Origin of the sequence: Streptomyces sp. NPDC057682, assembly GCF_042799575.1 — a bacterium.
Taxonomy (GTDB): domain Bacteria; phylum Actinomycetota; class Actinomycetes; order Streptomycetales; family Streptomycetaceae; genus Streptomyces.
The window spans coordinates 14,050-38,640 of record NZ_JBHVIN010000007.1 but is presented as its reverse complement, the minus strand read 5'-3'; the positions used below and the strand labels follow the sequence as shown (position 1 = coordinate 38,640).

At 72.1% G+C, this 24,591-nt stretch carries 26 protein-coding genes, 1 tRNA gene and 1 riboswitch; of the genes, 14 read left to right on the top strand and 13 right to left on the bottom strand.

The window, feature by feature from the left end:
* Positions 1-35 precede the first annotated feature (35 nt).
* Positions 36-644: a helix-turn-helix domain-containing protein gene (locus ACFVDM_RS14450; protein ID WP_383638161.1), complete on the top strand. Its 609-nt coding sequence runs from the start codon at positions 36-38 to the stop codon at positions 642-644.
* A gap of 46 nt (positions 645-690) precedes the next feature.
* Positions 691-867, top strand: a complete 177-nt coding sequence (locus ACFVDM_RS14445; RefSeq protein WP_383638158.1) for a DUF6126 family protein — start codon at positions 691-693, stop codon at positions 865-867.
* Positions 868-910: 43 nt separating this feature from the next.
* Here ACFVDM_RS14445 and ACFVDM_RS14440 read toward each other — a convergent pair whose 3' ends face one another.
* Positions 911-1,723, bottom strand: coding sequence for a tyrosine-protein phosphatase (locus tag ACFVDM_RS14440; RefSeq protein WP_383638155.1), 813 nt, complete (start codon positions 1,721-1,723; stop codon positions 911-913).
* Between the two features lie 489 nt (positions 1,724-2,212).
* Positions 2,213-2,366, top strand: a riboswitch (cyclic di-AMP (ydaO/yuaA leader).
* A 5-nt stretch (positions 2,367-2,371) separates the two neighbouring features.
* Between ACFVDM_RS14440 and ACFVDM_RS14435 the strand changes: the two genes are divergently transcribed.
* Together ACFVDM_RS14435 and ACFVDM_RS14430 are read left to right on the top strand one after the other, a co-directional pair.
* Positions 2,372-3,316 (top strand): peptidoglycan DD-metalloendopeptidase family protein, encoded by a 945-nt coding sequence (locus ACFVDM_RS14435; protein WP_383638152.1) that lies wholly within the window; start codon positions 2,372-2,374, stop codon positions 3,314-3,316.
* Positions 3,317-3,501: 185 nt separating this feature from the next.
* The gene (locus ACFVDM_RS14430) at positions 3,502-4,338 is read left to right on the top strand and encodes an SGNH/GDSL hydrolase family protein (RefSeq protein WP_383638149.1); all 837 of its coding nucleotides are present in this window, start codon (positions 3,502-3,504) and stop codon (positions 4,336-4,338) included.
* 15 nt (positions 4,339-4,353) lie between these two features.
* Here ACFVDM_RS14430 and ACFVDM_RS14425 read toward each other — a convergent pair whose 3' ends face one another.
* The 5 genes from ACFVDM_RS14425 to ACFVDM_RS14405 form a co-directional block, all read right to left on the bottom strand.
* A complete protein-coding gene (locus tag ACFVDM_RS14425) occupies positions 4,354-5,268 on the bottom strand; it encodes an STM4011 family radical SAM protein (RefSeq protein ID WP_383638146.1) in 915 nt (304 codons plus the stop codon).
* A gap of 7 nt (positions 5,269-5,275) precedes the next feature.
* Positions 5,276-6,640, bottom strand: a complete 1,365-nt coding sequence (locus ACFVDM_RS14420) for an STM4012 family radical SAM protein (protein WP_383638143.1) — start codon at positions 6,638-6,640, stop codon at positions 5,276-5,278.
* Positions 6,637-7,452, bottom strand: coding sequence for an STM4013/SEN3800 family hydrolase (locus ACFVDM_RS14415; RefSeq protein WP_383639132.1), 816 nt, complete (start codon positions 7,450-7,452; stop codon positions 6,637-6,639). The genes ACFVDM_RS14420 and ACFVDM_RS14415 overlap by 4 nt, the downstream gene beginning before the upstream one ends.
* A 46-nt stretch (positions 7,453-7,498) precedes the next feature.
* Positions 7,499-8,617, bottom strand: coding sequence for an STM4014 family protein (locus ACFVDM_RS14410; protein WP_383638140.1), 1,119 nt, complete (start codon positions 8,615-8,617; stop codon positions 7,499-7,501).
* Between the two features lie 78 nt (positions 8,618-8,695).
* Positions 8,696-9,646 carry an STM4015 family protein gene (locus ACFVDM_RS14405; RefSeq protein ID WP_383638137.1) on the bottom strand — a complete coding sequence of 317 codons (951 nt, stop codon included), beginning with the start codon at positions 9,644-9,646 and terminating at the stop codon, positions 8,696-8,698.
* A gap of 174 nt (positions 9,647-9,820) precedes the next feature.
* On the opposite strand from ACFVDM_RS14405, the gene ACFVDM_RS14400 reads away from it, so the two are divergent.
* Both ACFVDM_RS14400 and ACFVDM_RS14395 read left to right on the top strand, forming a co-directional pair.
* The gene (locus ACFVDM_RS14400; protein WP_383638134.1) at positions 9,821-10,147 is read left to right on the top strand and encodes a hypothetical protein; all 327 of its coding nucleotides are present in this window, start codon (positions 9,821-9,823) and stop codon (positions 10,145-10,147) included.
* 66 nt (positions 10,148-10,213) lie between these two features.
* The gene (locus ACFVDM_RS14395; protein WP_383638131.1) at positions 10,214-11,215 is read left to right on the top strand and encodes a DUF6745 domain-containing protein; all 1,002 of its coding nucleotides are present in this window, start codon (positions 10,214-10,216) and stop codon (positions 11,213-11,215) included.
* Positions 11,216-11,265: 50 nt separating this feature from the next.
* On the opposite strand, the gene ACFVDM_RS14390 is transcribed toward ACFVDM_RS14395, so the two are convergent.
* The 3 genes from ACFVDM_RS14390 to ACFVDM_RS14380 form a co-directional block, all read right to left on the bottom strand.
* Positions 11,266-11,856 (bottom strand): TetR/AcrR family transcriptional regulator, encoded by a 591-nt coding sequence (locus tag ACFVDM_RS14390; RefSeq protein ID WP_383638128.1) that lies wholly within the window; start codon positions 11,854-11,856, stop codon positions 11,266-11,268.
* A 93-nt stretch (positions 11,857-11,949) separates the two neighbouring features.
* A complete protein-coding gene (locus ACFVDM_RS14385) occupies positions 11,950-13,158 on the bottom strand; it encodes a Glu/Leu/Phe/Val dehydrogenase dimerization domain-containing protein (RefSeq protein WP_383638125.1) in 1,209 nt (402 codons plus the stop codon).
* 201 nt (positions 13,159-13,359) lie between these two features.
* The gene (locus ACFVDM_RS14380; RefSeq protein WP_383638121.1) at positions 13,360-13,947 is read right to left on the bottom strand and encodes a carboxymuconolactone decarboxylase family protein; all 588 of its coding nucleotides are present in this window, start codon (positions 13,945-13,947) and stop codon (positions 13,360-13,362) included.
* Positions 13,948-14,152: 205 nt separating this feature from the next.
* Between ACFVDM_RS14380 and ACFVDM_RS14375 the strand changes: the two genes are divergently transcribed.
* The 7 genes from ACFVDM_RS14375 (at position 14,153) to ACFVDM_RS14345 (ending at position 20,465) form a co-directional block, all read left to right on the top strand.
* Entirely contained in the window at positions 14,153-14,593 is a 441-nt protein-coding gene (locus tag ACFVDM_RS14375) for a PPOX class F420-dependent oxidoreductase (RefSeq protein WP_383638118.1), read from the top strand.
* A 98-nt stretch (positions 14,594-14,691) separates the two neighbouring features.
* Positions 14,692-15,954 carry an MBL fold metallo-hydrolase gene (locus ACFVDM_RS14370; protein ID WP_383638115.1) on the top strand — a complete coding sequence of 421 codons (1,263 nt, stop codon included), beginning with the start codon at positions 14,692-14,694 and terminating at the stop codon, positions 15,952-15,954.
* Positions 15,955-16,346: 392 nt separating this feature from the next.
* Positions 16,347-18,311, top strand: coding sequence for an ATP-binding protein (locus ACFVDM_RS14365; protein WP_383638112.1), 1,965 nt, complete (start codon positions 16,347-16,349; stop codon positions 18,309-18,311).
* A 7-nt stretch (positions 18,312-18,318) separates the two neighbouring features.
* Entirely contained in the window at positions 18,319-18,753 is a 435-nt protein-coding gene (locus ACFVDM_RS14360) for a roadblock/LC7 domain-containing protein (protein WP_383638109.1), read from the top strand.
* A 2-nt stretch (positions 18,754-18,755) separates the two neighbouring features.
* A complete protein-coding gene (locus tag ACFVDM_RS14355; RefSeq protein WP_383638106.1) occupies positions 18,756-19,127 on the top strand; it encodes a DUF742 domain-containing protein in 372 nt (123 codons plus the stop codon).
* Positions 19,105-19,887 (top strand): ATP/GTP-binding protein, encoded by a 783-nt coding sequence (locus tag ACFVDM_RS14350; RefSeq protein ID WP_383638103.1) that lies wholly within the window; start codon positions 19,105-19,107, stop codon positions 19,885-19,887. The genes ACFVDM_RS14355 and ACFVDM_RS14350 overlap by 23 nt, the downstream gene beginning before the upstream one ends.
* Positions 19,884-20,465 (top strand): GAF domain-containing protein, encoded by a 582-nt coding sequence (locus ACFVDM_RS14345; protein WP_383638100.1) that lies wholly within the window; start codon positions 19,884-19,886, stop codon positions 20,463-20,465. The genes ACFVDM_RS14350 and ACFVDM_RS14345 overlap by 4 nt, the downstream gene beginning before the upstream one ends.
* Before the next feature lie 71 nt (positions 20,466-20,536).
* Here the strand turns inward: ACFVDM_RS14345 and ACFVDM_RS14340 are convergent, their stop codons facing one another.
* On the bottom strand, positions 20,537-21,442 hold the full coding sequence (locus ACFVDM_RS14340) for a transketolase family protein (RefSeq protein ID WP_383638097.1): 906 nt from the start codon (positions 21,440-21,442) through the stop codon (positions 20,537-20,539).
* 80 nt (positions 21,443-21,522) lie between these two features.
* Positions 21,523-22,224, bottom strand: a complete 702-nt coding sequence (locus tag ACFVDM_RS14335) for a transketolase (protein ID WP_383638094.1) — start codon at positions 22,222-22,224, stop codon at positions 21,523-21,525.
* 127 nt (positions 22,225-22,351) lie between these two features.
* Between ACFVDM_RS14335 and ACFVDM_RS14330 the strand changes: the two genes are divergently transcribed.
* Positions 22,352-22,425 (top strand) — tRNA-Pro (locus ACFVDM_RS14330).
* A gap of 109 nt (positions 22,426-22,534) precedes the next feature.
* On the opposite strand, the gene ACFVDM_RS14325 is transcribed toward ACFVDM_RS14330, so the two are convergent.
* Both ACFVDM_RS14325 and ACFVDM_RS14320 read right to left on the bottom strand, forming a co-directional pair.
* Entirely contained in the window at positions 22,535-23,752 is a 1,218-nt protein-coding gene (locus ACFVDM_RS14325) for a tyrosine-type recombinase/integrase (RefSeq protein WP_383638091.1), read from the bottom strand.
* Positions 23,752-24,051 carry a helix-turn-helix domain-containing protein gene (locus tag ACFVDM_RS14320; protein ID WP_383638088.1) on the bottom strand — a complete coding sequence of 100 codons (300 nt, stop codon included), beginning with the start codon at positions 24,049-24,051 and terminating at the stop codon, positions 23,752-23,754. The genes ACFVDM_RS14325 and ACFVDM_RS14320 overlap by 1 nt, the downstream gene beginning before the upstream one ends.
* Between the last annotated feature and the right edge of the window lie 540 nt (positions 24,052-24,591).

Here is a 24,591-nt window from a genome sequence, read left to right as displayed (position 1 = left end):
TTGCCTCCGAGGAAAGTTCCTGGCCCAATAAGAGTATGAATCCTCCGGAAGGAGGGGTGGCCGACGAGCTGCCCGGGGTCGCGCCCCGCCTGCGCGATCTGCGCCGCAGCCGTGGTCTCACCCTGGAGAGCGCCGCCCAGCGGGCCGGACTCTCGCCCGCCCATCTCTCCCGGCTCGAAACGGGCCGACGCCAGCCCTCGCTGCCGATGCTGCTCGGTCTGGCCAGGATCTACGGTACGACGGTCTCCGAGCTGCTGGGAGAGATGCCCCCGGAACGTGACGCGATCGTCCGCGGCCGGAGGTTCGAAGGCGCCGAGGCCGACGGCTGGACGTACCAGCAGGCCGGTGGCTCCGGCCGGGCGATGCAGGCACTGCGCGTCCTCGTTCCCCACGGGGCCCAGGGCGATCTGGTGCGCGTCCACCCCGGCGAGGAGTGGCTGTACGTCCTGACCGGACACCTCCGGGTCGTCCTCGGTGAATCCGTGCACGACCTCGCGCCCGGCGACAGCGCGCACTTCGACTCGCTCACCCCGCACCGGATCACGGCCGCGGGCCGCGAGGGTGCCGAACTGCTCTTCGTCCACACCCTGCTGCAGAGCCCCGCCGCCGAGTTGTGTCTCGGCGGCGCCGTCCACCGTCCCTGAGGCACCGTCCCGCCACCGGCCCCCGGGCCGGCAGAGAGGAACCGTCATGTCGGATTCCGAGAACTACGACCCGCTCACCCCGGCGCGGACCAAGAACTACGACCCGCAGGAGAAGAAGATGCCCCGCGGGCTCGTCATCAGGCTCTTCGCCTATCTGGTGGCCGGGCACGTCATCGCGGGTTTCCTCTACCTGCTCTTCGCCGTGGGGATGCACAACCAGTAGCGGTCAGGTGTGCCCCCGCCGGGCGGGGGGACCCCGCCTGTGGTCAGACCCCGTCGAGCAGCCGCTCGCGCAGTCGCTCGCGCGTCGGCGGGGCGAGCTTCAGCCCGTCGGCGAGGTAGCGGTCGGTGCCGCCCCAGGTGGAGTCGATCGTGTCGAAGGCCGCGGCCAGGTAGTCGCGGTGGGCGCCGAAGAGCGGGTTGAGCAGTTCCATCACCTCGGGCGAGGTGCCGGCCGGTGAGGTGTCGCTGCGGCGGACCCGGTAGCGGCGGTGGGCGTCGTTGGACTTCAGGTAGTCGGCCTCGATGGCGTCGCGCTCGACGCCGACCGCGAGCAGGGCCACGGCGATCGAGAGCCCCGCCCGGTCCTTGCCCGCCGCGCAGTGCATCAGCGCCGGCACGCTGTCCTCGGCGAGGGCGTGCAGCACCCGGCTGTGCTCGGCCGTGCGGTCCAGGATGGTCCGGCGGTACGAGGCGATCATGCGGTCGGCGCCCTTGCCGTCGGCCAGGATCGACCGCAGCTCGGACATGTTCCCGTCGCGGACCATCCGCCAGAACTCGGCTCCGTCCGCGGGGTCGCTGAGCGGGATGCTCACATTGCGCACGCCCGGCAGCTCCACGTCCCGTCCGTCGAGCTTGTGGTCGGCGCTGTTGCGGAAGTCGAAGACCGTGTGCAGGCCGAGGCCCGAGAGAAAGGCGGCGTCCTCGGGGGTCGCGTGCGCCAGATGACCGCTGCGGTAGAGCCGTCCGAAACGCACCCGGCGCCCGTCGGCGGCGGGGAGCCCGCCCACGTCCCGGAAGTTGCGGACCCCGGTCAGCTCGGGCTCCGTCGGCGGGGTCTGCGGCAGCTGCTGCGTCACGTTCACTCCTGGAGGCTCGGTCGCCGGCGCGGGTCGCCGGGGCGTTCACTTCCGTGACGATACGACATTGTTTCGTCGGGCAATCATCTCGGCGTCCGCCTTCTTCCGCGCTTGTGGCGGGTGCCCGGAGGCACCGCGCGGGCCGGATCGGAAGGCCGGCCGTACCCGCGGAGTACCGGTCCGGGAGGGGCGATGGCCATGACATGTCCGATTTGGTGTATTTGGTCGAACGTGCCCTGATTGCACGGGAGATGGCCGGGCCCTCGTGAGCGGGATCATATCCGTGACGGTGTGTGGTGGCGCGGCCGTGGGGTATTCCCCGGCACCTCGCGGAAAGCCAAGATCCGTAATCCACGGAGGGTGACCGGAATTCCGTGTCGGGATTCGGGCGTGGAATCCGCCGCGGAAGCGATGGCTTGTTTCCGCCGTCCCGGCTCGCTTACGTTCCATGTCAATCCGGACGGACCGCCTAATCCTGCCGCCGACCGGAATTCGCACTCACTCACCGCGTGGCAGGAGCGGGGGAACCAGGTAGGCCGCCGTCCGGGAATTCCCGACGGCTCGGGGTGAAGTCGCGCCCGGCGCGACCGGACATCTCCAGTCCGAACCCGACAGCTCACCTCGCAGGCGCCGGAGAGGAAATCCTTCATGCCCATCTCGGGTAAGCACCGCCGTCCCAAGTCCAGCACCATCGCCCGCGGCGTCGTCGTCGCCAGCGCCGGCGGAGCCGTCATCGCCCTCCCGCTGCTCGGTGCCACCGGTGCCAGTGCCGCGGAGCAGACCGCTCCCGCCGCGAAGACGGCCGCCGCCGCGCACGCCACCCCGGCCAAGCCGGTCGCCGCCCACCAGGCCGGCACCACCACCTACTCCGTGGTCTCCGGCGACTACCTCTCGAAGATCGCCGCCGAGCACCACGTCAAGGGCGGCTGGCAGAAGCTGTACCAGGACAACCGCGAGGTCGTCGGCGAGAACCCGAGCCTGATCTTCCCGGGGATGAAGCTGACCCTCGGTGCGAAGAGCTGGGGCCACTCCGCCGGTGCGTCCGCCGCCGCGAAGGCCCCCGCCGCGAAGACCCCGGCCAAGGCCCCGGCCGCCGCCGAGTCCAAGGCCCCCGCGACCAAGGCCCCGGCGTCGTCCGGCTCCTCGGACGCCCAGGAGAGCACCGCCCCGGCCACCCAGAGCAACGACTCGGGTTACGTCCACCCGGTCCCGGGCAACCACACCACCGCCTACCGCGCCTCCGGCTCCAACTGGTCCAGCGGCAGCCACACCGGTATCGACTTCCCCGTCTCCACCGGCACCAGCGTGAAGGCCATCACCTCCGGCACCGTCGTCACCGCCGGCTGGGGCGGCGCGTACGGCAACCAGGTCGTCATCAAGCACGCCGACGGCCACTACTCCCAGTACGGCCACATGTCCTCGCTCTCCGTCTCGGCGGGCCAGACCGTGACCGCGGGCCAGCAGGTCGGCCTCTCCGGCTCCACCGGCAACGCCACCGGCCCGCACCTCCACTTCGAGGTCCGCACGGGCCCGGAGTACGGCTCGGACATCGACCCGATCGCCTACCTGGCGTCGCACGGGATCAACGTCTGATTCCCCTGGCAGTAGGGGTCCGGTGAACCGGACCCGGCAATAAGCAGAGGGACGGTGCGCGGCGGCGCACCGTCCCTCTGCTTATTCCCCCTTTACCAAAACCTGACCGGGTGGTCTATCTCACCACCCGTCAACCCCTTATTACGGTCGCGTAGGTCACATTCGGCGGTGCAGGATATGCCCTTGTGGCAGACGATTCGAACAACATCAAGCAGGGCGCCGGACGACGACAGGGCGCCATCGAGTCGTACGCGGCGATTGGCGACAGCTTCACCGAGGGCGTCGGCGACCCCGGCCCCGACGGAACCTTCGTCGGCTGGGCGGACCGCTTCGCGGTCCTCCTCGCGGACCAGCTCCCGGACCAGTTCCCCGACCCCGGAACGGCCCACGGGAACTTCCGTTACGCCAATCTCGCCGTACGAGGACGCCTCCTCGACCAGATCGTCGAGGAGCAGGTGCCGCGCGCCAAGGAACTCGCCCCCGACCTGGTGAGCTTCTGTGCCGGCGGCAACGACATCATCCGGCCGGGCACCGACCCGGACGACGTGGCCGAGCGCTTCGAGCGCGCGGTCGCCGATCTGACCGGCGCGGTCGGCACCGTGATGGTGACCACCGGCTTCGACACCCGCGGGGTACCGGTCCTGCGCCATCTGCGCGGCAAGATCGCCACGTACACCGCCCATGTGCGGGCCATCGCCGACCGCTACGACTGCCCGGTGCTCGACCTGTGGTCGCTGCGCTCGGTCCAGGACCGGCGGGCCTGGGACGACGACCGGCTGCACCTCTCGGCCGAGGGGCACACGCGGGTCGCCCTGCGCGCCGCCCAGGTCCTCGGCTACGAGGTGCCCGCCGACCCGGACCAGGCCTGGCCGCCGCAGGACCCGCGCGGCACGCTCGAAGTGCGCCGGGACGACATCCACTGGGCGCGCGAATACCTCGTGCCGTGGATCGGCCGACGGCTGCGCGGCGAGTCCTCCGGCGACCACGTCGAGGCCAAGCGCCCCGATCTGCTGCCGCTCTGACCGGCCCCGCTGTCCTCAGTCGCCCAGGGCCGGCACCCCGGCCGGGGGGACGGGGGACAGCGGCAGGAGCCGGGACGGCGGCACCGCCGGAACGCGTTCCAGCACCCCGCCCGCGAAGACGTCGTACAGGGGCAGCGTCTCCAGATGGACGTACCCGATGTGGCAGTCGCACACCGCCCGCGGACAGGCACGGGGCCGCAGCGCCGCCCGGTAGCTCCCGTCGTACAGGTTGCCCAGCTCCGCGCGGACGAAGTGGCAGCGGCGCACCGTCCCCTCGCCGTCGACCGAGATCACCGACTCACCGGTCCGGCAGGGCAGCCCGGCCGAGCGGTGCGGATGGCGGCTGTACGGGAACAGCGGATCGATCTCGGTCCACCGCCCGGCCTCCTCGTCCGTGTAGGTCACGCCCTCGGCGGCGTTGATCCAGAGATAGACCTCCTCGGGCAGCGCCGCGCGCAGCCGCCGCGCCTCGACCAGATGCCCGTCGAGCCCCACCACCCCCACGCTGTAACGGATCCCCAGCGCCCCCAGCTCCTCGCAGCGGCCCAGGAACCGTTCGTACGGCGTCTGCCCCGGGTGGTACGTGCACCACAGCGCGATCTTCTCGCGGCCCGCCGCGCCCGCCTCGGCCAGCCAGCGCGTACGGCCGCCGAGGTTGGTCTGGATCGCGACCCGGCGCACCTGCGGCAGCCCGGCCAGCTCGACCATCGCCCGGCGGTACCAGGACCGCACCAGCCCCTCGCCCCATGGAGTGAAGAGCACCGAGATCCGGTCCCCGGTCTGCTCCGCCACCCAGGCGGTGAACCGCTCCAGCGCGGCCCGGTCCGCCCGCAGCTGCTCCCGGCTGTCGCGGCGCTTGGCGAACGGGCAGTACGGGCAGTCGTAGTCGCACGAGGCCAGCGGGCCCCGGTACAGGATCGTCAGGTCCACGCCCCGCTCACCTCGTCTCGTACGCGGCCATCGCGGCCCGCACGGCGGGGGAGAACAGCTCCGGGCCCAGCGCGTCCGAATACGCCAGCCCCTCGGCCGTCAGCCGCAGCAGCCCCCGCGCGGGAGCCGCCGGATCCAGCCAGCCGCGCTCCTCGAAGCGGGCCAGCTCGGCGGGGAAGTCCTCGTACGGCGAGCCGCCGAACCGCTCGTGGTACCCCGCCAGGTCCATGCCCTCGGCCTGGAGGACCGACTGGAGGAGATGGCGGCGCCGCGCCTCGTCCCCGTCCGTGTACCGCCCGACCTCGGCCCGGGAGAAGTCCTCGGTGGCCGTGTAGCGGTCGATGATGGACCGCACCTCGCGCATGTCCACCGCGTAGTCGAAGGAGTAGTGCAGCCGCGAGGTGTACGACCGCGCGCCGCAGCCCAGGCCGATCATGCCGTCGGTCTGGCAGGCGTAGTCGTTCGGGCCCTCCGCGCGCGGGGCGTCGCGGCGGCGGAACATCCGCATCGACACCTGCTCGTACCCCTGCTCCAGGAGATGGTCGCGGCCGGTGCGGTACAGCCGCAGCCGCTGCTCGTCCCACTCCGCGTCCGGCGCCGTCTCCCCGGCGGCCGCGGCCCTGTCGAGACCGGTGAGGGGCCGGACGTACAGCGGGTAGAGGTACAGCTCCTCGGGGCGCCACCGCAGGGCCGTGTCCAGCGAGCCGAGCCAGCTGCGCTCGGTCTGCCCGTCGATGCCGTAGATCAGGTCGATGTTGAGCACGGGGATGCGGGTGGCCCGGATGAGATCGAGGGCCCGCTCCACGTCCCGGAGGCGCTGAGGGCGCACCGCCGCCCTGGCCTCCTCCTCCACGAAGCTCTGCACCCCGATGCTGATCCGTGTCGTCCCCCGGTCCGCGAGGACGGCCAGCCGGTCGGCCGTCGCCGTCGACGGCGAGGTCTCGACGGACAGCGGGACCGCCCGCAGATCGGCGCCCATCCGCTTCTCCGCGATGTCGCACAGCCGCTCCAGCTCGCCCGCCGTCAGGAACGTCGGCGTCCCGCCGCCGAACGCGGCGGCGGCGAACCGCACCGGGTCCGCGTCGCCCAGCGCGTCCCGCACCGCCGTCGCCTGCCGGTCCAGTGCGTCGAGATAGCGGGTGGTCAGCTCGCCGGGCGCGCCGATCCGGGTGAAGAGATTGCAGAAACCGCAGCGGACCTCGCAGAACGGTATGTGCGCGTAGAGCGAGAGAGCGTCCTTGCTCTCGTCCGCCCACAGCGCGTCGAGCGCGGGCCGGCCGGCGGGATGGCCCGCCAGGTCCTCGTACGCGGTCTTGTGCGGATAGGCGTACACGTAGTTCTGGTACGGCCGTGCGGTGGTCTGGCTGGTCATCGTGCGGTGGCTCCCGGTTCCAGGAAGAAGTGCGCGTAGGGAACGGTCCAGACGGACTCGTGGCCGAGCCGGTGGCCGGTGAAGCCGTCGTCGCCGTAGGCCGTGCCGTGGTCGGAGCAGACGATGGCGAACGCGCGGCGCCGGCTGCTCATCGCGGTGAAGAGCCGCCCGATGTGGGCGTCCACGTACTCCAGGGCGGCCGCGTGCGTGGCGCGGCTGTCGCCGTCCTCGGGCGTCGCGCCCGGGAGGTGGAACCAGTTCGGCTGGTGCAACGCCGGCACGTTGACGAACAGGAACAGCTTCCGGTCGGGCGGCAGCTCCGCGACGACCTGCTCGGCACGGGTCACCTGCGACTCGAAGGAGGTCGGCGAGGCCACCCCGAACTCCGGCTCCCAGTGGGTCTCCTGGAAGAGCCCCGGCAGCACCGAACCGAGCGGCGGTCGCTTGTTGAAGAACCCCACCCCGCCGATGCACACCGTGCGGTAGCCGGCCGCGGCCAGCGCCGAGACCAGATCGGGCGTGTCGAAGACGAAGGTGCCCTCGGCCGTGGTCTCGCTGCCCGCGAACCGGGCGGCGAACAGCCTCGGGTGCGGTCCGGGGGAGGCCGGGGTGGGCAGGAACCCCGCGAAGATCGCCTGGTGGGAGGCGTAGGTGAAGCTTCCCGGCGCATGCCGTTTCTCCCAGGCCCCGCCCGGCAGATGGCGGGCCAGGTGCGGGATGCGCCCGGCGGCGGCCAGCTCGGCCGCCACGTCGTACCGCAGGGTGTCCAGGGTGACCAGGAGAAGGTCGTGGCTGCCCACGACCTCGCCCATGTCGGGGCGGGCGCCGCCGGTGGAGCCGGTGGTGTCGGAGGGTGGTTCAGGACGGTGCGCTGACACGGTGGTTCCTTGTTCGGTTCAGTACGGCGGCGACCTGCGCCGCATAGGTGTCCAGTCCCTCGGCGCCGCTGCCGGGCAGACCCGTCAGCCGGGGCAGCAGATCACCGAAGGCGTTGACCTCGCCGACGGCGAAGCGCCGCCAGCGGGTCGAGGGCAGCAGATCCACGCCGACGCACAGCGTGCCGGGGAAGGCGGCCGCCGCCCGTTCGCAGACGGCCGTCGCCCGCTCCCAGCCGCCGCCCGCCTCGATGAGCGCCCGCGCCTCGTCCAGGTCGCCGCGGACTCCGCCGAGATGGAGATTGGTCATGGGGGAGCGGCTGGTGCGCACCACCGCGTGGGTGGCCCGCCCGTCGACCACCACGACCCGCAGGTCCGCGACCCGGCCGTGCAACGCGGCCTTGGGCAGCCACCGTTCGACATGCAGACCGTCCGGCGCCAGCGCGTCGACCAGGGCCGCGACCTCGCGCTCGGTCGTGCAGTGGCGCACCCGCAGCGAGTTGAAGAGACGGCCGGCCTCGTCCCGTTCGACCGAGGTGGCCGCCCGCACCCGGCCGGGGCCCGCCGTCTCCAGGGCCAGCACCCCGGAGGCGGAGGAGCCGTGCGCGGGTTTCACGAACACCCTGGGCATCCGGTGGCCGGCCATCAGCGCGCGCAGCCCGTCCCAGTCCCGCACCGGGGCGGCGTCCGGGCCCGAGGTCGGCGAGGCGGGGACGGGGACGCCCGCCGCCTCCAGGACGCCGTGGCACAGCCGCTTGTCGAACAGCACGGCGATGTCCGCCGCACGGTCCAGCAGCCGCGCCCCGGCCTCCGTCGCCGCCCGCTCCACCTCCCGCACGGCGGCGGTGAACCGCGCGTACCAGAGCGCGGAACCCTCCACCCGCGTCGGGTCGTCGACCCCGCGCAGCATCCGCTCGACCTCCGCGTCCTCCCCGGGCGATTCGACGCGCACGGTCTCACCGGGCAGGAACTCCGCCCGCCCGGCGAGCACATCGCGCCACGCCACCGTGCGGGCCGACGGGAGCCCGGCGGCCCGCACGGCGGCCCGGAAGAGATCCACCCGGCGGCTGCCCGGATTGCCGACCACCGCGAACCGGAGCACGTCAGGCCCCTGCCGCGGTACGACGGGACCCGGCGCCCCGGCACCAGGCCGGCGCGGGGACGGGCCGTCCGCGCGTGATCACTCCGACACCGTGACGTACCGGCCGGCCGCCCCGCGGTCGCCCCACGGCTCACAGCGCCCGGACACGTCCACCCGCACCCCGTGCGGTTCCAGGGCCTCGACGACCCGCCGCTCCATCGCCTCGGTGAGGAAGTGGTGATGCAGGTCCAGTGCGCCGAGATGGGTCAGCGGCTGGCCCTCCAGAAGCGCCGCCGCGCCCTCGTCGCCGAGCACCCCGCAAGACAGGTCGAGGGTCGTCAGCCGCGCCACGACCGGCGCCGAGGCGATCGCTGCGGCGATCTCGTTCTGCACCTCGCTGTTGCGCAGCCCCAGATGACGCAGGGCGGGGAAGCGCGTCCCCGACAGCAGCGGCGCCAGGTCCGAGACATTGGCGTCGCCCCCGTAGGCGGACACCCCGAGCCAGAGGTCCAGGTGCTCCAGCGCGGGCAGTTCACTGTCCAGCACCCCGCGCACCACCTCGGCCGGCAGCCCGCCGGCCTCGATGGTCAGCGACTTCAGCCGCTCGTGCTTCGTGGCCGGGAAGACCAGATCGGACCCGCCGCGCACCCCCAGCTCCACCAGCCCGGGGAAGGCGGTGAGCAGCGCGGTCACATCGCTCTGCTGGATCCAGGAGATCTCCGCCTCCTCCTGCACCAGATCGCCGACGAACACCGCCTCCAGCGAGGTCAGCCGGTCCGCCGCCGCGATGACCAGCCCGATCGGGTACGAGGACGTCTCCTCGTACGACTCGCCCCACTGCCCGATGATCAGCGCCCGGACACCGGCGGGGTCCACCTCGTCCAGGAACGCGGTGAACTCCTCCTCCCAGGTCTGCTCGTCCTCGTACGCGTCGACCGAGACGCGCCAGGCCGCGGCGTCGGCGGCCGGCCGCGGCCCGCCCTCCGCACCGGACTGGAAATCGACGGCCGGAAGGCCGAGCAACTCGTTCAGGTGGTCCGCATCGGACATGGCCCTGATCTCCTGATGACGACGTCGGATTGATGTCCGCAAGGTCTATCAAGGACCACTGACAATGCCGAGACCGGGCCCGCCGAACCGCGGCCGCGGCCGATTGTCAGACCCCCGCCGTAGCGTTTTCGATGTGGCCGGCACACCGGGTGCCACCACGGAGGGGAGAGGTCTGTGTACCGGCAGGGCGATGTACTGATCATGGCGCTGGAGGAGTCCGCGGTGCCCCCGCACCTCCTGGACGCGCCGGGTGAACTGCGCGACGGGCGCGGCCGGCTGGTGCTCGCGCTCGGCGAGGTCACCGGGCACGCCCACGCGGTGCCGGGGCCGGGCCGGCTGATCCGGGAGGCCGGGGTGTTCGGCCCGATGCTGCTCCATCTCCCCGACGGCGGCCGGGTGGTGCACGAGGAGCACGCGGTGATCACGCTGCCGCAGGGCTGGTTCCGGGTGGTGCGTCAGCGGGAGTACGCGCCGGGGGCGGTGCGCATCGTCGCCGACTGAGCGACGGAGAGCGCAGTGGTGGACGCAGGGATGTCAGTGATTCGGGAACAGGGGACGGGAAGACCGATGCAGTACGTGGACTCATGGCGGGCCGTGGCGGCGGCGACGGGTGCGGCGGACCGGGCGGCGGCCGAGGACGGGGTGCGCCTCGCCTACCGGCTGGCGGGGCTGGCCGAGCCGGCGGAGTTCGTCTGGGCCGATTCGCCCAGGGCCGCCGTCGAGGCGGTGGAGAAGCTGACCGATGCGGGGCGCTCGGTCCGCGACGACGTGCGGACCCGCCCCTGGGCGGAGGAACGCCGCCGGATGTACGACGAACTGGGCCCGGCCGGCTGGTCGGCGCTCTGGTCGGCCACCGGGGCCCAGCTCTGGGAGACCACCGCGGCCCTGGCCGACCGGATACGCGCGGGGGTCGTCGCCGATCTCACGGAGCGCCCCGAGGACGAGACCGATGTCCGCCTCGTGCTGCTCGACGCCGTCCTCGGCCAGCACGACGCGGCCTGGCTCGCCGCGTTCGACGGCCGGGGCGAGCGCCTGGAAGGACTGGCCGCCGTCGCGCGGAACGCCGGATGGTGGTGGCCCTACGAGCGGTCCGTGGTGCTCACCGAACGGCCCGAGGCGCTGTACCGGGACGAGGCGGGCCGTCTGGACCGGGGCGACGGACCGGCCCTGGCGTACCGGGACGGCTTCGCCCTGTACGCCTGGCGGGGCATGCCGGTGCCCGCCGAGTTCCTGGCCGGGCTGGCCGAGCTGACACCCGCACGGATCCGCGAGGAGGAGAACGCGGAGCTGCGCCGCGTGATGCTGGAGTTCTACGGCTACGACCGCTATCTCACCGAGTCCGGCGCCGAACCGGTCCACCGCGACGAGACCGGGGTGCTCTGGCGGATCTCGCTCGTCGGCGACGAGGACGTGGCGATGGTCGAGGTCGTCAACTCCACACCCGAGCCCGACGGGACGTCCCGCACCTACTGGCTGCGGGTGCCCCCGAGGACCCGCACCGCGAAGGAGGGAGTGGCGTGGACCTTCGGTCTCCGGGGCGAGGACTACACGCCCCTGCGCCAGACCTGAGGAGGACCGGGCCGGGCGGGGAGGCGGGAACGGGGGAGGAGGAGTCGCCGTCAGGCCGTCAGGGCGGCGTGGTCGATGCCCAGTTCCCGGGCGAGCGCCTCCTCGGCCCACTCCAGCATGGTGGCGCGGGACAGCGGACCGGCGTACGAGGTCATCTGCACCGCCAGACCGTCGAGCAGCGCGGTGAGCTTCCAGGCCACCGACATCGGGTCGTCGCAGTGGAACTCGCCCGCTGCCGCGCCCTCCTCGATGACCTCGGCCAGCTCCGCCTTCCACTGCTGGTCGAGATCGCCCGCCACATTGCGCAGCGCCGGATCGCGCAGCGAGGCGGCCCAGCCCTCGATCCACAGCCGCCAGCCCTTGGCCTGTCCCGTCGGCGCGTACCAGCGCACGGCGGCGCGCAGTCGGCGGACGGCGGTGGTGCGCCGGCTCAGCAGCCTGCGCAGATGGGCCAGATCGGCCTCGGCGGCGTGCGCGAAGGCGGCAGCGACCAGTTTCTCCTTGGTGGAAAAGTGGTACAGGACGAGGGCGTTGCTCACACCGAGCACCGAGGCCACATCGGCGATGCGCACCGCGGCGACACCCCGTACCTCGATCTGCTCGACGGCGGCGCGCAGCAGTTCCTCGCGTCGCTCCGCCACTCCCAACCGCACTCTCGCCACTCCGTCACCCTAACGAATTCCGGTGGCGGGGGCGGGCGGGGGCGTCCGGGCACCGGGCGGTGCGGGTCCGGTTCAGCGGTACCAGCCGTAGCGGCCGGCGATCACCGGGAGCCGGTCGGCCACCACGGCGTGCGCCGCCGCGCGCGGAGTGCAGCTCTCCCGTGCGGCGCGCTCCAGGACCAGTCCGACCAGGTCCCGCATGGCACGCCGCACATGGGCGAACGCCTTCTCGGCGTCGGCGTCGACGTCCCCGAACAGGGTCCACCACCACCATGCGTTGGTGCAGGAGTTGACCACGACGTCGGGCAGGACGGTGATCCCCCGCGCGGTGAGCCGTTCCTCCGCCTCCGGCAGGACCGGCATATTGGCGGCCTCCACCACCCATCGGGCCCTGACGGCGGCCTGGTTGGTCAGGTCGATGGCGTAGGAGACCGCGGCCGGCACCAGCACGTCCGCGTCGGTGTCCAGCCAGGCGTCGGCGGGCAGTTCCCGGTCGCCGGGGCGCAGGACACCGCGGTCCACCGTGCCGTGGGCGTCCCGGGCGGTCAGCAGGGCCTCGACGTCGAGCCCGGCCGGATTGGCGAGGGTGCCCTTCACATCGGCGACGGCCACCACGCGCAGCCCGGCCCGGGACAGGAAGCGGGCGGTCGCCCCGCCCATCGTGCCGAACCCCTGGAGTGCCACGCCCGCGTCGGTGTGGGCGACCCCGGCGCCGTCCAGCGCGGCGAGCACCGACTCCGCGACCCCGCAGCCGCCGACCAGTTCGTCGAGGCCGATGCCGTCCACCTCGACGGCGAAGGCGTCGGCCAGCCGCTTGCGGGCGGCGGCCTCGTCGTCGAGGAGCGGGTAGACCGCCTGGACGGTGGAGACCAGCCCGGCCTCGGCGGCGGCCCGGTCGACCAGGTCCTGGGTCAGCCCCAGGTCCTCACCGGTCGTCCAGACCTGCTCGACGTAGGGCCGGACCGCGCGCAGATAGCGGACCAGGATGCCGTACGCGGCGGGGTCGCGGGGGTCGCAGTCGATGCCTCCCTTGGCACCGCCGAGGGGTATGTAGCGGGCGCCCGGCCGGTCCGCGTCGAAGTGCAGGGCCTCCTTCATGGTCATGCCCCGCGCCAGCCCCGCCACCTCCTCCAGCGTGCAGCCGGCCCGCATCCGCAGCCCTCCGCTGGACACCCCGCGCACCAGCCGGTCGACGACCAGGTGTCCCTGGCGGCCGGTGACGTGGTCCGTCCAGGTCAGCGAGATCAGTGGGGCGGGAGGGGATGCCGGGGGTGTGGTCATCGGTGGGGGCTCCTCGGTCACGGCGCGCGGGCCGGGCCCGGGGGCGGCGCCATGGGTCCAAGGGGTGCGGACCCACCGCCCCCGATGTCCGGCCGACGTACTTCTACTGAATCGCCAGTCAGTATCAGGAGGCGGGGCCGCACTGTCAACGAGGCCCGGGGCCCGCCCGGCCGATCATGGCCGGACAGCCCCTGCCCGGGATCAGCTCCCGGCGGCCCCGGTACGGCGCCCGGCGGCGGGCGGCGGCACCTCGCACTGGTCCTTGAAGCCCTGGCTGGCGATCCCGAGGGCGTCATTGGTCCGCGCCCGCATGTTCTCCACCGCGATCACCGCCGTCAGCTCCACCAGCGCCGGCTCGCCGACCGCGACGCGCAGCCGCTCCACCAGGTCGTCCTCCACGTGCGGGGGCGTGACGGACATGCCCTCCGCGTAGGCCAGCACATCGCGCTCCAGCGGTGTGTAGGCATCGCTGTCGTGCCAGGCGGGCACGTCGGTGAGCTTGCGCGGGTCCATGCCCTCGTTGTGGTGCAGCCAGTACCCGAAGTCCATGCACCAGGCGCAGCCCACGGTGGCCGCCGCCCCCATCACGGCCAGCGCCGAGAGCTGCGGGTCCAGCTTCTTCCAGCGGGCCACGGACATCTCGTACCGGGAATTGGCCCACAGCACCCCGGTGTGGTGGGCACCGGCCCGCAGCGGGTCCATGACCTTTCCGTAGGTCCGCTTCGAGTACCACGACACGGCGCGGAACAGGAGGCTGCGGGGCGGGTCGAGCGAGATACGGGCGGTCATGACCGGTCTCCTTCGGAACGGCTCGGTTCCGGACGGTGCGGCGGCGAGCCGGCGCCCGGACGTGCTTGCACGGATGGGACGGGCCGGGGCCGCCGGATGTGACATCGCTCCGAGGACGGTGCGCGAAGTGGCCGGAACCGTACGCCCCGGGCCGACGGGGTGCCCCGAGCGGAATCCTGCGCGGGGGCCGTGCGTTGGACCGGGCATGACGGGATTCGACGCACGCCAGGAAGCGCTGCTGCGGCTGGTCGGCGAGGAGGACGGAGGCGTCCTGGTGACGCTCGGGAAGGACGGCAGACCGCAGCTGTCCAATGTGAACCACTTCTATTATCCCGAGGAGCGCCTGGTCCGCGTCTCGGTCACCGCGGACCGCGCCAAGACGCGCAACCTCCTGCGGGACTCCCGGGCGAGCTACCACGTGACCAGCCGGGACCGCTGGGCCTGGACGGTCGTGGACGGCACCGCCGACCTCACCCCGGTGGCCGCCCGGCCCGACGACGCCACCGTGGAGGAGCTGATCACGCTCTACCGCGACGTCCAGGGCGAGCACCCCGACTGGGACGACTACCGCGCCGCCATGGTCAGGGACCATCGCCTCGTGGTGCGGCTCCACGTCGAGCACGTGTACGGGCAGCAGCGTGCCTGAGCCTTCCGCGGAGCGCCCTCCCGATGGCCGCTCCGCGCTCGCACAGCCGTACGCCCTGCCCATAATGAGAACGACACCGACGCCCCCAGGAGACCCTTGTGACCGGCGCTGACCCCCTTGCGTTCCGCACCCGGCTGCGCGCCCTGCGCCCCGCCGCCTTCGGAGCCGACCCGGACGGCGCCCGCATGGAGCGCATCCGGCGCTCCCCGAACTTCGCCGACGGCGTCTTCCAGAACCCGGTGGGGGCGCGGATCCGGCCCTCCGGTTCCCCGCTCGACTTCGCGAAGGTCTTCTTCCGCAAGGAGGAGCGGGTCCTCAGGACACCGACCGGCACCGTTCCCGTGCACGCGACGACCCTCGCCGATCTCGCCGAACCGCCCGCCTCGGGTCTGAGGCTCACCTGGATGGGGCATTCCAGCGTCCTCGCCGAGATCGACGGCCGACGGGTGCTCTTCGACCCGGTGTGGGGCGAGCGCTGTTCGCCCTTCCCGTTCGCCGGACCCAAGCGGGTGCACCCCGCGCCGCTGCCGCTGGGCGCGCTGGGCACGGTCGACGTCGTCGTGATCTCGCACGACCACTACGACCACCTGGACCTGCCGTCCATCCGCACGCTGGCGGGCACCGACACCGTCTTCGTCGTCCCGCTCGGCGTCGGCGCCCACCTGGAGCACTGGGGCGTCGCTCCGGACCGTATCCACGAGCTGGACTGGAACGAGTCCACCACCGTCCGGGACATCACCCTGACCGCCACCCCGGCGCGGCACTTCTGCGGCCGGGGCCTGCGCAACCAGCAGCACACCCTCTGGGCCTCCTGGGTCGTCGCCGGACCCGGGCACCGGATCTACCACAGCGGTGACACCGGATACTTCCCCGGTTTCCGGGAGATCGGCGCCGCGCACGGCCCCTTCGACGCGACCATGATCCAGATCGGTGCGTACAGCCAGTTCTGGCCCAAGGACCGTACCGACAGCGAGCCCGAGCCGGGGGCCTGGCCGGACATCCACATGAGCCCCGACGAGGGCGTCCGCGCCCACCTCGACCTCCAGGGCGACGACGCGTCGGCGGGCGTCATGCTGCCGATCCACTGGGGCACGTTCAACCTCGCCCTGCACCCGTGGGCCGAACCGGCCGAGTGGTCGATGCGTGCCACCCAGTTCGCCGGGGTGACGATGGCGTCCCCGCACCCGGGGCAGCCCTTCGAGCCCACCGATCCGCCGGCCGTCGATCCGTGGTGGCGCGCGGTCGCCGCCGAACCGGCGCCCGGCTGGGGCAACTGGCCCCCGGTCCATGTGCCGCTGACCGGTCCGGCTCAGGCCGTCACCGCCCCGGACCACGACCGCGCGGGAGCCGCGCAGCCCTGACCCCGCCCCGGTGGGTCCACCACCGGAAGCCCCCTGCGGGGCAGCCCCCTCGAAGCAAGCCCGTCGAAGCAAGCCCCCTCGGTCGTCGCCGAGGGGGCTTGCCGCGTTCCCCGCGGGGCCGGGAGGAAGCACTCCACCGCCCGCCGGACGAACGGGGCATCGGAAAAATCGGCTGTCAGTGCGAGCGGTCATACCAGAGCGGGACGGATGGCGGGCAAGTTCCACAACTGCCCGCCACGGCCGCGCACGAGGCGACTACCGTGTGTGGCCGGTGATCAACGGTGGGCTCATATTCTCCGAGCCTGCCCGGCCGATGACCGGAGAATGACCGACCACCGTAGGTGCCACCGCATGGATGCCGATTCCTGGTGCCCCACGTACCGAGGACGCTGATGTCTCAACTTCGCGCACCCGACGCGCGACCGGAACGACGAGAGGGCGGGCGGCACGGCCGACCGGGTCCCCGTTCCCACTCGGCCGCGGCCCGGCCCCGCGCCACCCGGCCGTCCCCCGAGGCGCGCATACGCCCTCAACTCCTGCGGACCGCCGTCCTGCCGGCCGTCGCCACCGCCCTCGCCGGCGCCGGCGCGGTGATCTTCACCGCCCGCGCCGGCGGCGTACGGCCGACCCGGGAGCTCTGGACGGCCTACGGCGCCGCCGGCGGGCTCGCCCTCGCCGCGGTGATCGCCGCGTTCCTGGCGGCCAACCGGGTCGCCACCACCGTGCTGGGCCGCTGTCTCGCACTGCGCCGGGCCAGCGTCCAGCACCAGGCCGACCTCCAGCAGGTGGTGGAGCAGCTCCGCAACGGCGAACCCGTGCCCGCCCGGCGCGCCCCGCACCAGACCGCGTCCGGCGGCGACCCCTTCGCGCTGCTGGCCCAGGAACTGGGCCGCCAGCAGGAGGGCGCCGTGGCCGCCGTCGTGGAGGCGTCCCGGCTCGCCGAGCCCAGCGGGGAGGACCAGAAGGTCGAGGTCTTCGTCAACCTGGCCCGCAGGCTTCAGTCCCTGGTGCACCGCGAGATCCAGCTGCTCGACGAGCTGGAGCACGAGGTCGAGGACCCCGACCTGCTCAAGGGCCTCTTCCACGTCGACCACCTGGCCACCCGCATCCGCCGGCACGCGGAGAACCTGGCCGTGCTCGGCGGCGCCGTCTCCCGGCGGCAGTGGAGCAACCCCGTCACCATGACCGAGGTGCTGCGCTCCGCGATCGCCGAGGTCGAGCAGTACCCCCGGGTCAAGCTCGTGCCCCCGATCGACGGCACCCTGCGCGGTCACGCCGTCGCCGACGTGATCCACCTGCTGGCCGAACTGGTCGAGAACGCCACGGTGTTCTCCGCACCGCAGACCCAGGTCCTGCTCCGTGCCCAGCGCGTCACCGCGGGCCTCGCCCTGGAGGTCGAGGACCGGGGACTCGGCATGCCCGGCAACGAACAGAAGCGGATGAACGCCCTGCTCGCCGACCCGGACCAGGTCAACGTCGCCCGGCTCCTCCAGGACGGCCGCATCGGCCTGTTCGTGGTCGCCTCCCTGGCCCGCCGGCACGGCATCGTCGTACGGCTGCAGAGCAACATCTACGGCGGCACCCAGGCCGTGCTCGTGCTGCCGCAGACCCTGCTCGGTGCCGACGAGGACGCCTCCGCCGAGTCCGGCGGGGCCCCCGTCCCGCCGCTCGGACCCGCCCACCGTCCCGCTCCCCAGGACGATGCCGGGGCCCATCGGGCCACCCCGGCCCCGGCGCCCGCGCCGGTGCCCGCTCCCGACCCGGAGCACCGCCCCTACGTGCCGAACCAGCAGCCGCGTCCGCAGCCGACGACGGCCACGGCGGGGCAGCCACCCAGGACACCGCAGGGCGAGGCCCCTCCGCTGCCGATGCGCGCCGAACGACTCGACCGGCCCGCCGCCGCGCGCCCCGACGAGGACGCGGTGCCCGTGCCCCCGCAGGACAACGCTGTCGCGCACAGCGCGGCGGGCCGCCCCCAGCTGCCCCGCCGGTCCAATCAGGAGAACCTGGTCCCGCAGCTCAGGGAGGCGCCGGCGCCGCGTACCGACGAGGAGCCCAGCCTGCACGACCCCGGGCTGGTGGCGGCCTTCCGGCGCGGCATCGACCTGGCCGAGGCACGGGTCGAGACCGAGTTCGACGGCGACGCCGAGCCGGCCGGCGAGGGTGCCGGGTTCGGCCCGGCCGGCGGTGCGGGACTGCCCGTGGGAGCGGACGCGGGCACCTCCGCCGCCGCGGTCCGGGGACCCCTGGAACCGCTCCCCGTCCGCGGTGCCGCCCCGGTGCGGCTCTTCCGGTCCGGCCCGTACGCCGGTGACCACGACCCACTCGACGCCCACGCGAACACGACCAAGGAGTAGATGCACCATGGCCACCGAAATGCCGTCCGGCCAGGTCTCGGACCTCGACTGGCTGCTGAGCGGGCTCGTCCAGCGCGTGCCGTACACCCGCAGCGCGGTTCTCCTCTCGGCCGACGGGCTGGTGAAGTCCCTGCACGGCATGGACGCCGACAGCGCCGACCACATGGCGGCGCTGGCCGCGGGCCTGTACTCCCTCGGCCGCAGCGCCGGGGCCCGGTTCGGCGACAACGGGGAGGTCCGCCAGGTGGTGGTGGAACTCGATTCGACGCTCCTCTTCGTGGCCACGGCCGGATCCGGTACCTGCCTCGCCGTGCTCGCCGGGCGCAACGCGGACGCCGCCGTCCTCGGCTACGAGATGACCATGCTGGTCAAGAGCGTCCGGCCCTATCTGATGACCCCGACGAGACAAGCGGCCGGGTCGCCGGGCGCCACGGGACTGTGACCGTGCCGGCCACGCAGGACGGGCCGTTGCTCGACGATGCGGCAGGCCGCCTCATCCGCCCCTACACGGTCAGCAACGGCCGTACCCGTCCCACCACCGTGCTCGATCTGCTCTCCCTGATCAGAGCCACCGGGGCCGTCCCGCAGACCCACCTGGGTCCCGAGCACTCCGTGGCGCTCGGCCTGTGCGGCGGCCCCACCTCGGTGGCCGAGATCGCCGCCCATCTGCGGCTGCCCGCCGTGGTCACCAAGGTCCTCCTCTCGGACCTGGTGGACTGCGGCGCGGTGACCGCCCACCCGCCCGCCTTCCAAGACATGCCCACCGACCGATCCCTGCTGGAGGCAGTGCTCGATGGCTTACGACGACAGCTCTGACGGCTTCGACGGATCCGCCCCGTACGCGGGGACGGCGAGCCCCGGACATGTCGGCTACGCGGACGCACCGGCCCCGGGCGGATACGCGGATCCACCGGGGGATCCCGGATACGGCGGCGGCGACGCCTACGGATACGCGCACCCCGCCCAGCCGCCCGGAACACCCGAGGGCTTCCCGGTCGCGCTCAAGGTGCTGGTGGCCGGCGGTTTCGGCGTCGGCAAGACGACCTTCGTCGGAGCGGTCAGCGAGATCGCGCCGCTCAGCACGGAGGAGCTGCTGACCCAGGTCAGCGCCGCCACGGACAGCCTCGAAGGCATCGAGTCCAAGACCTCCACGACGGTGGCGATGGACTTCGGCCGGATCACGCTGGACGAACAGCATGTCCTCTATCTGTTCGGCACACCGGGCCAGGAGCGCTTCTGGTTCATGTGGGACGAGCTGTCCCAGGGCGCGCTCGGCGCCGTGGTCATCGCCGACACCCGGCGCCTGGAGGAGTGCTTCGCCGCCGTCGACTTCTTCGAACGCCGTGGCATCGGTTTCATCGTCGCGGTCAACGAGTTCGACGGTGCCTTCCGCTACGGCCCCGAGGAGGTGCGGGCCGCCCTCGATCTGGCGCCCGAGGTACCGGTCGTCCTCTGCGACGCCCGGATCGCCAGCTCGGGCACCGGAGCACTCGTCACCCTCGTCCAGCACCTGATCAACGCGTCCGACGCCGCGGCCCCGCTCTCCGGTCACGGAAGCTACGGAGCACCCCGGTGACGACGCCGCACGCCCTGGGGCGCCTGCTGCTGACACCCGTCGACAGCGACGCCCGGGTCCGCAGCCGGCGGTTGCGCAGCCTCGGTCTGGGGGAACGGCCCGACGGCACCTTCGAGAACTTCGACGCCTTCGCCGACCGGGTGGCCGAAGTGACCGAGGTGCCGTTCTCGATGGTCAACTTCATCGACGGGAACCGCCAGTTCTACGCCGGACTGCACACCCCGGCCGGCACCCGCAAGGGCTCCGACCTGGGGGCGGCGGCCGCCGGGAGCGGGCGCTTCGTCGCCCTCGACCACGGCTACTGCCCCCATGTCGTCGTCCGCCGCAAGGCCCTCGTCCTGGAGGACGTCTGCGACTATCCGCGGTTCGCCGGCAATCCCGTCGTCGACGACATAGGCATCCGCTCCTATCTCGGGGCGCCGCTCATCGACCGTACGGGCCTCGCCCTCGGCGCCGTCTGCGCCGTCGACATCGTGCCCCGCTCCTGGGGCAGGGCCGGACTCGACACCATCAAGTCCCTGGCCCAGGAGCTGGTCTGCCACCTCCACCGGCGGGAGGAGAACATCCTCGGGATCTGACCCGGCCCCGGGCCGGCCGGATCCCGGCTCAGGCGTCCGCCCGCTGCTTCGGGCCCGACGGGCCGTGCGCCTCACTCGCCGCCGAAGAAGGCACCGATCCGCTGCCGCAGACCGCGCGGGTCCAGCCCGTGTGCGACCAGGTGCTCGTCCATCCGCCCGTACCGCCGCAGCTCCTCCCGGGCCACGCCCAGTCCCAGGACCCGGTGGGGTACGGCGGCGAGCGCGTCATTGGCCGCAGCCGTCGAGGTCCCCGCCAGATACGGCTCCACGATCACGACATCCGCCGCGTCCCGACCGGCCACCGCCTGCCGCAGGCCCAGGGCGTCGAACGGACGGACGGTCGTCGCGTACAGCACGGTCGTGTCCAGCCCTTCGGTGGCGGCGAGGACGTTGTCCAGCATCGGGCCGACGGCGACGACCACACCCCGCCCGCCCTCCCGCACGGTGGCGAACCGGCCCGGCCCGCCCACCGGCCGCGCCCGCTCGTTCGACTGCACGGAGAGCCGCACATACACCCGTCCCTCCCCGGCGGCCGCCTCCCTCAGCAAGGTCTCGGCCTCGTCCGGGTGGCCCGGTACGTGCACGGCCCAGCCGTCCAGGGTGTCCATGAGCGCCACATCGCCGGGTGCCATGTGCGTGAACCCGCCGGCCGGCCAGTCGTACGAGGCCCCGGCGCTCACCAGCACCCCGCCGACTCCCTGGTGCCCGAAGTCCAGCTTCACCTGCTCGAAGGGCCGCTCCACCAGGAAGCTCGCGAAGGTGTGCACGACGGGCCGCATCCCGGTGAGGGCCAACCCGGCCCCGGCCCCGATCAGCAGCTGCTCCCGGATGCCGACGTTGACGACCCGGTCGGGATGGTCCCGCTCGGCGCGGGCGAATCCGTCCCGGCTGATCTCCGCGAGGACGAGCGCCAGGCGCGGGTCCTCGTCGAGCAGCCGGGTGGTGGTGGCGATGAAGCGGTCACGCATCGTGTCCATGGGAGGGGGTCCTTCTTCTCGGTCCGAGGAGGCAGGGGGCGGGGCGGGGAAGGGATTACGGAGGCGGCGGAGGGCGAGGGTCAGTGCTTGGGGGCGACCCGGGCGACGACGGCCCGGGGGCGTCCGGGGTGCGGTGCGGTGAAGGCGGCGTACAGGGCCTCGTGGTCCCGTCCGTCCACCGAGTCGACCGACCAGCCCGCGGTCGCGAACCGCTCGGCGATCCCGCCGGGGCGTCCGTACGTCGCCGAGGCGTTGTCGATCACCACGGTGTGCAGCTGGTCGAGCCCGGCCGGACCGGCGTACGCGATCGCCTCGTGGTTGCTGCCCTCGTCCAGTTCGGCGTCCCCGGTCAGCACCCAGACGCGCGGCTCGCGCAGCCCCTGGGCGCGCAGTCCCAGCACGTTCCCCACGGCCAGCGGAAGCCCGTGCCCCAGCGACCCGCTGCCGATCTCGACCCCCGTCACCAGCATCCGGTCCGGATGGTGCCCGAGTGGCGAGTCGTACGAGCCGAACCCCGTCAGCACCCCCTCGTCGATGAATCCCCGCGCGGCGAGCACCGCGTAGTACGCCGTCGGGCCGTGCCCCTTCGACAGCAGGAAACGGTCCCGGACGGGCGCGTCCGCGGTCTCCGGTGTGACCCGCAGCACCCGGTCGTACAGCACCCACAGAGCGTCCAGCGTGGAGGTGGCGGCGGGCCCGTGCTTCTCGTCGCCGGTCATCAGGCTCATCAGCCGCGGCAGGTCGCGGTATCCGGAGGCCGGGGCGGTGGTCGTGTTCGTCATGCCACCGAGCGTCCGACATCAAGTGCGCTTGAGGTCAAGCGATGAATGCGTTCGTGACCACCCTTTGAAGTGCGGTATTGTTCTCATGCGCGTTCAGCCAGGGGGAAACCCCAGGTCAGACGGGCAACGGGACGTGGCGCAGCTTGGTAGCGCACTTGACTGGGGGTCAAGGGGTCGCAGGTTCAAATCCTGTCGTCCCGACTGGAGACAGTCGCAGATCAGGGCCGGTTTCGGAGACATCCGAAACCGGCCCTTGATCATTTTTGGGGACCAGTTGGGGACCAACTGGAGGTCCGGCGTCCTTGACCGGTCAGCGGGTCATGACGATGGGGCTCGGGAGTGAGCGTGGTGCGCGCAGCGCGCTGAAGTGGGCGGAGAGCGCCGCCCCGGCTGCCGTGATTTTGTGGACATCCGGGTGAAGGTAGCGCTGGGTGGTAGTCAGTGAACCGTGGCCGGCGATTCTGCGGAGGACGTGTACTTGGACCCCGGCGTCGGCGAACCAGGTCAGGCCGGTGTGTCGGAGGTCGTGGCGGCGCAGGTGCTCGTAGCCGAGCTTGGTGACGACATCGTCCCAGTGAGTGGCGTCGCGCAGGACGGCGGTGGAGATGCGTCCGCCGCGCGGGCCGGTGAACAGGCGGGCGTCCGGGTTGGGGCCGGCGGACAGGATGCGCTGGGCGACGAGGGGGCGGATCTCCTCGATGATGGGAACCTTGCGGGCCCGCTTGCCCTTGGTCCCCTTGTCGGTCAGTCCACCGGGTGCGGGTGTGGTCTGACGCCGCACGGTCCAGATCCACTGGGTGGTGTCGATGTCCCCGACGCGGCAGCCTGAGACCTCGCCGATCCGTGCGGCGGTACACGCGGCGAAAACGACCACGTCTCCCCAGCCGCGGTACTCGTCGTAGGAGGCGGCCACGAGTGCGTCGGCCAGTGCGAGGAGTGTTTCCCAGTCGGGCAGGGCGAGCGCGCGTGGGTCAAGGAGTTCGTCCTCGGCCTGCTTGTAGAGCTTCTGCCAGCCTGTGACCCGGGCGGGGTTCACCTTGATGAGGCCGTCGCGCACTGCCTGCTCCATGACACGGACCAGGACGGCGATGGTGTTCTTCACCGTGGAGCGGCTCAGCTCGTCGGCGATCCAGTTCTGCACGGTGCGGTCGACGACGCCGTTGGTGATCATCCGGACCGCGACGTGGCCCAAGGCGGGCACGACACGCATCCGCCAGCCTGACAGGTAGGGGTCGAGTGTTTTCAACTCCAATCCACGCAGGGCAAGTTCCATGTTCGCGTTGCCATACTCGGCGAGCTTCATGGTGGCGAGCGACGGGGACAGCCCTGCCTCAGCCGCCTCGATGATGGACTGGAGCCACTCCTTCGCTTCGTCCTCGTCCGCCTTCCCCTCCGACAGGGACAGACGCCGCTTCGTAGCCGGATCGAACCAGCGGACTCGGGCGCGGTACGGGTTGGGGCGATCAGGCCGGTACTCGATGTCGGTGGTGAGTCGGACACCGACCGGCACAATGGCCTTGTCGGCCATCATGCGACTCTTCCCGGGACGGTCCGGTGGCGACGCAGCCATTCCTCAACGTCGACCGCGCTGTACATGATGACGCGTTCCGAAACGGATACGAACGGCGGGCCCTGGGGTGGCCGGGCGGTGCGCCAACGGCGCAGAGTCGAGGCGTTTACACGCAGGCAGGCGGCCAGGTCGCGCGTCGAGTACCAGGCATTCGCCAGGAGAGACGACTGGCTGTCATTTCGGACGAGAGGGGCACCGCCTTCATTCTTCGTGTACGTCTGACGGTCTGTGTAGTGCGCTATCGGTTCGGTGGGCAAATTCGGTGAATCTCCGGGGGCGTATAGAGCCCCAAAGGGATACAGAAGGCGGTCGGCGAAAAGCGGCGCAGCCCGCAGGAACTGATCCGCAGTGGTGCTCTGGGCAAACGGCGGACAATAATCATCTGCAGAAGCGCCGGTTTGGCTAACCGGTGATGTTCGGCTATGTTGCCCTCATTTACGACGTGGTGAGCATCACGTGATCCGCCGATCATCGTTGCTCGATGACGCATCATGTGGAGTGTGTCGCGATCCTTGAACCGGTCGGAAAGGGCTCCTGACCTGCGGTTTTGTTGGTGCGCTTTATGTGCGGTGTGGGCGTTACGGGCGATATCTTGACGTTGAAATGACGCTCGTGACGCTCATTTGACGCTCGTTCTGATGGGGTGTCAGGTGAACTGTTGGGCAGGTCAGGCCCCGTCGGACGGTGTATATCGATGGAGCGCCGAGGGCGTGTGACGCTCTGCGCGGAGCTGCTCGTTCCTGATGATCACATGTCCCGGACGAGACCAGCCAGCGCCGTGAGCTGCGATGTCTGGC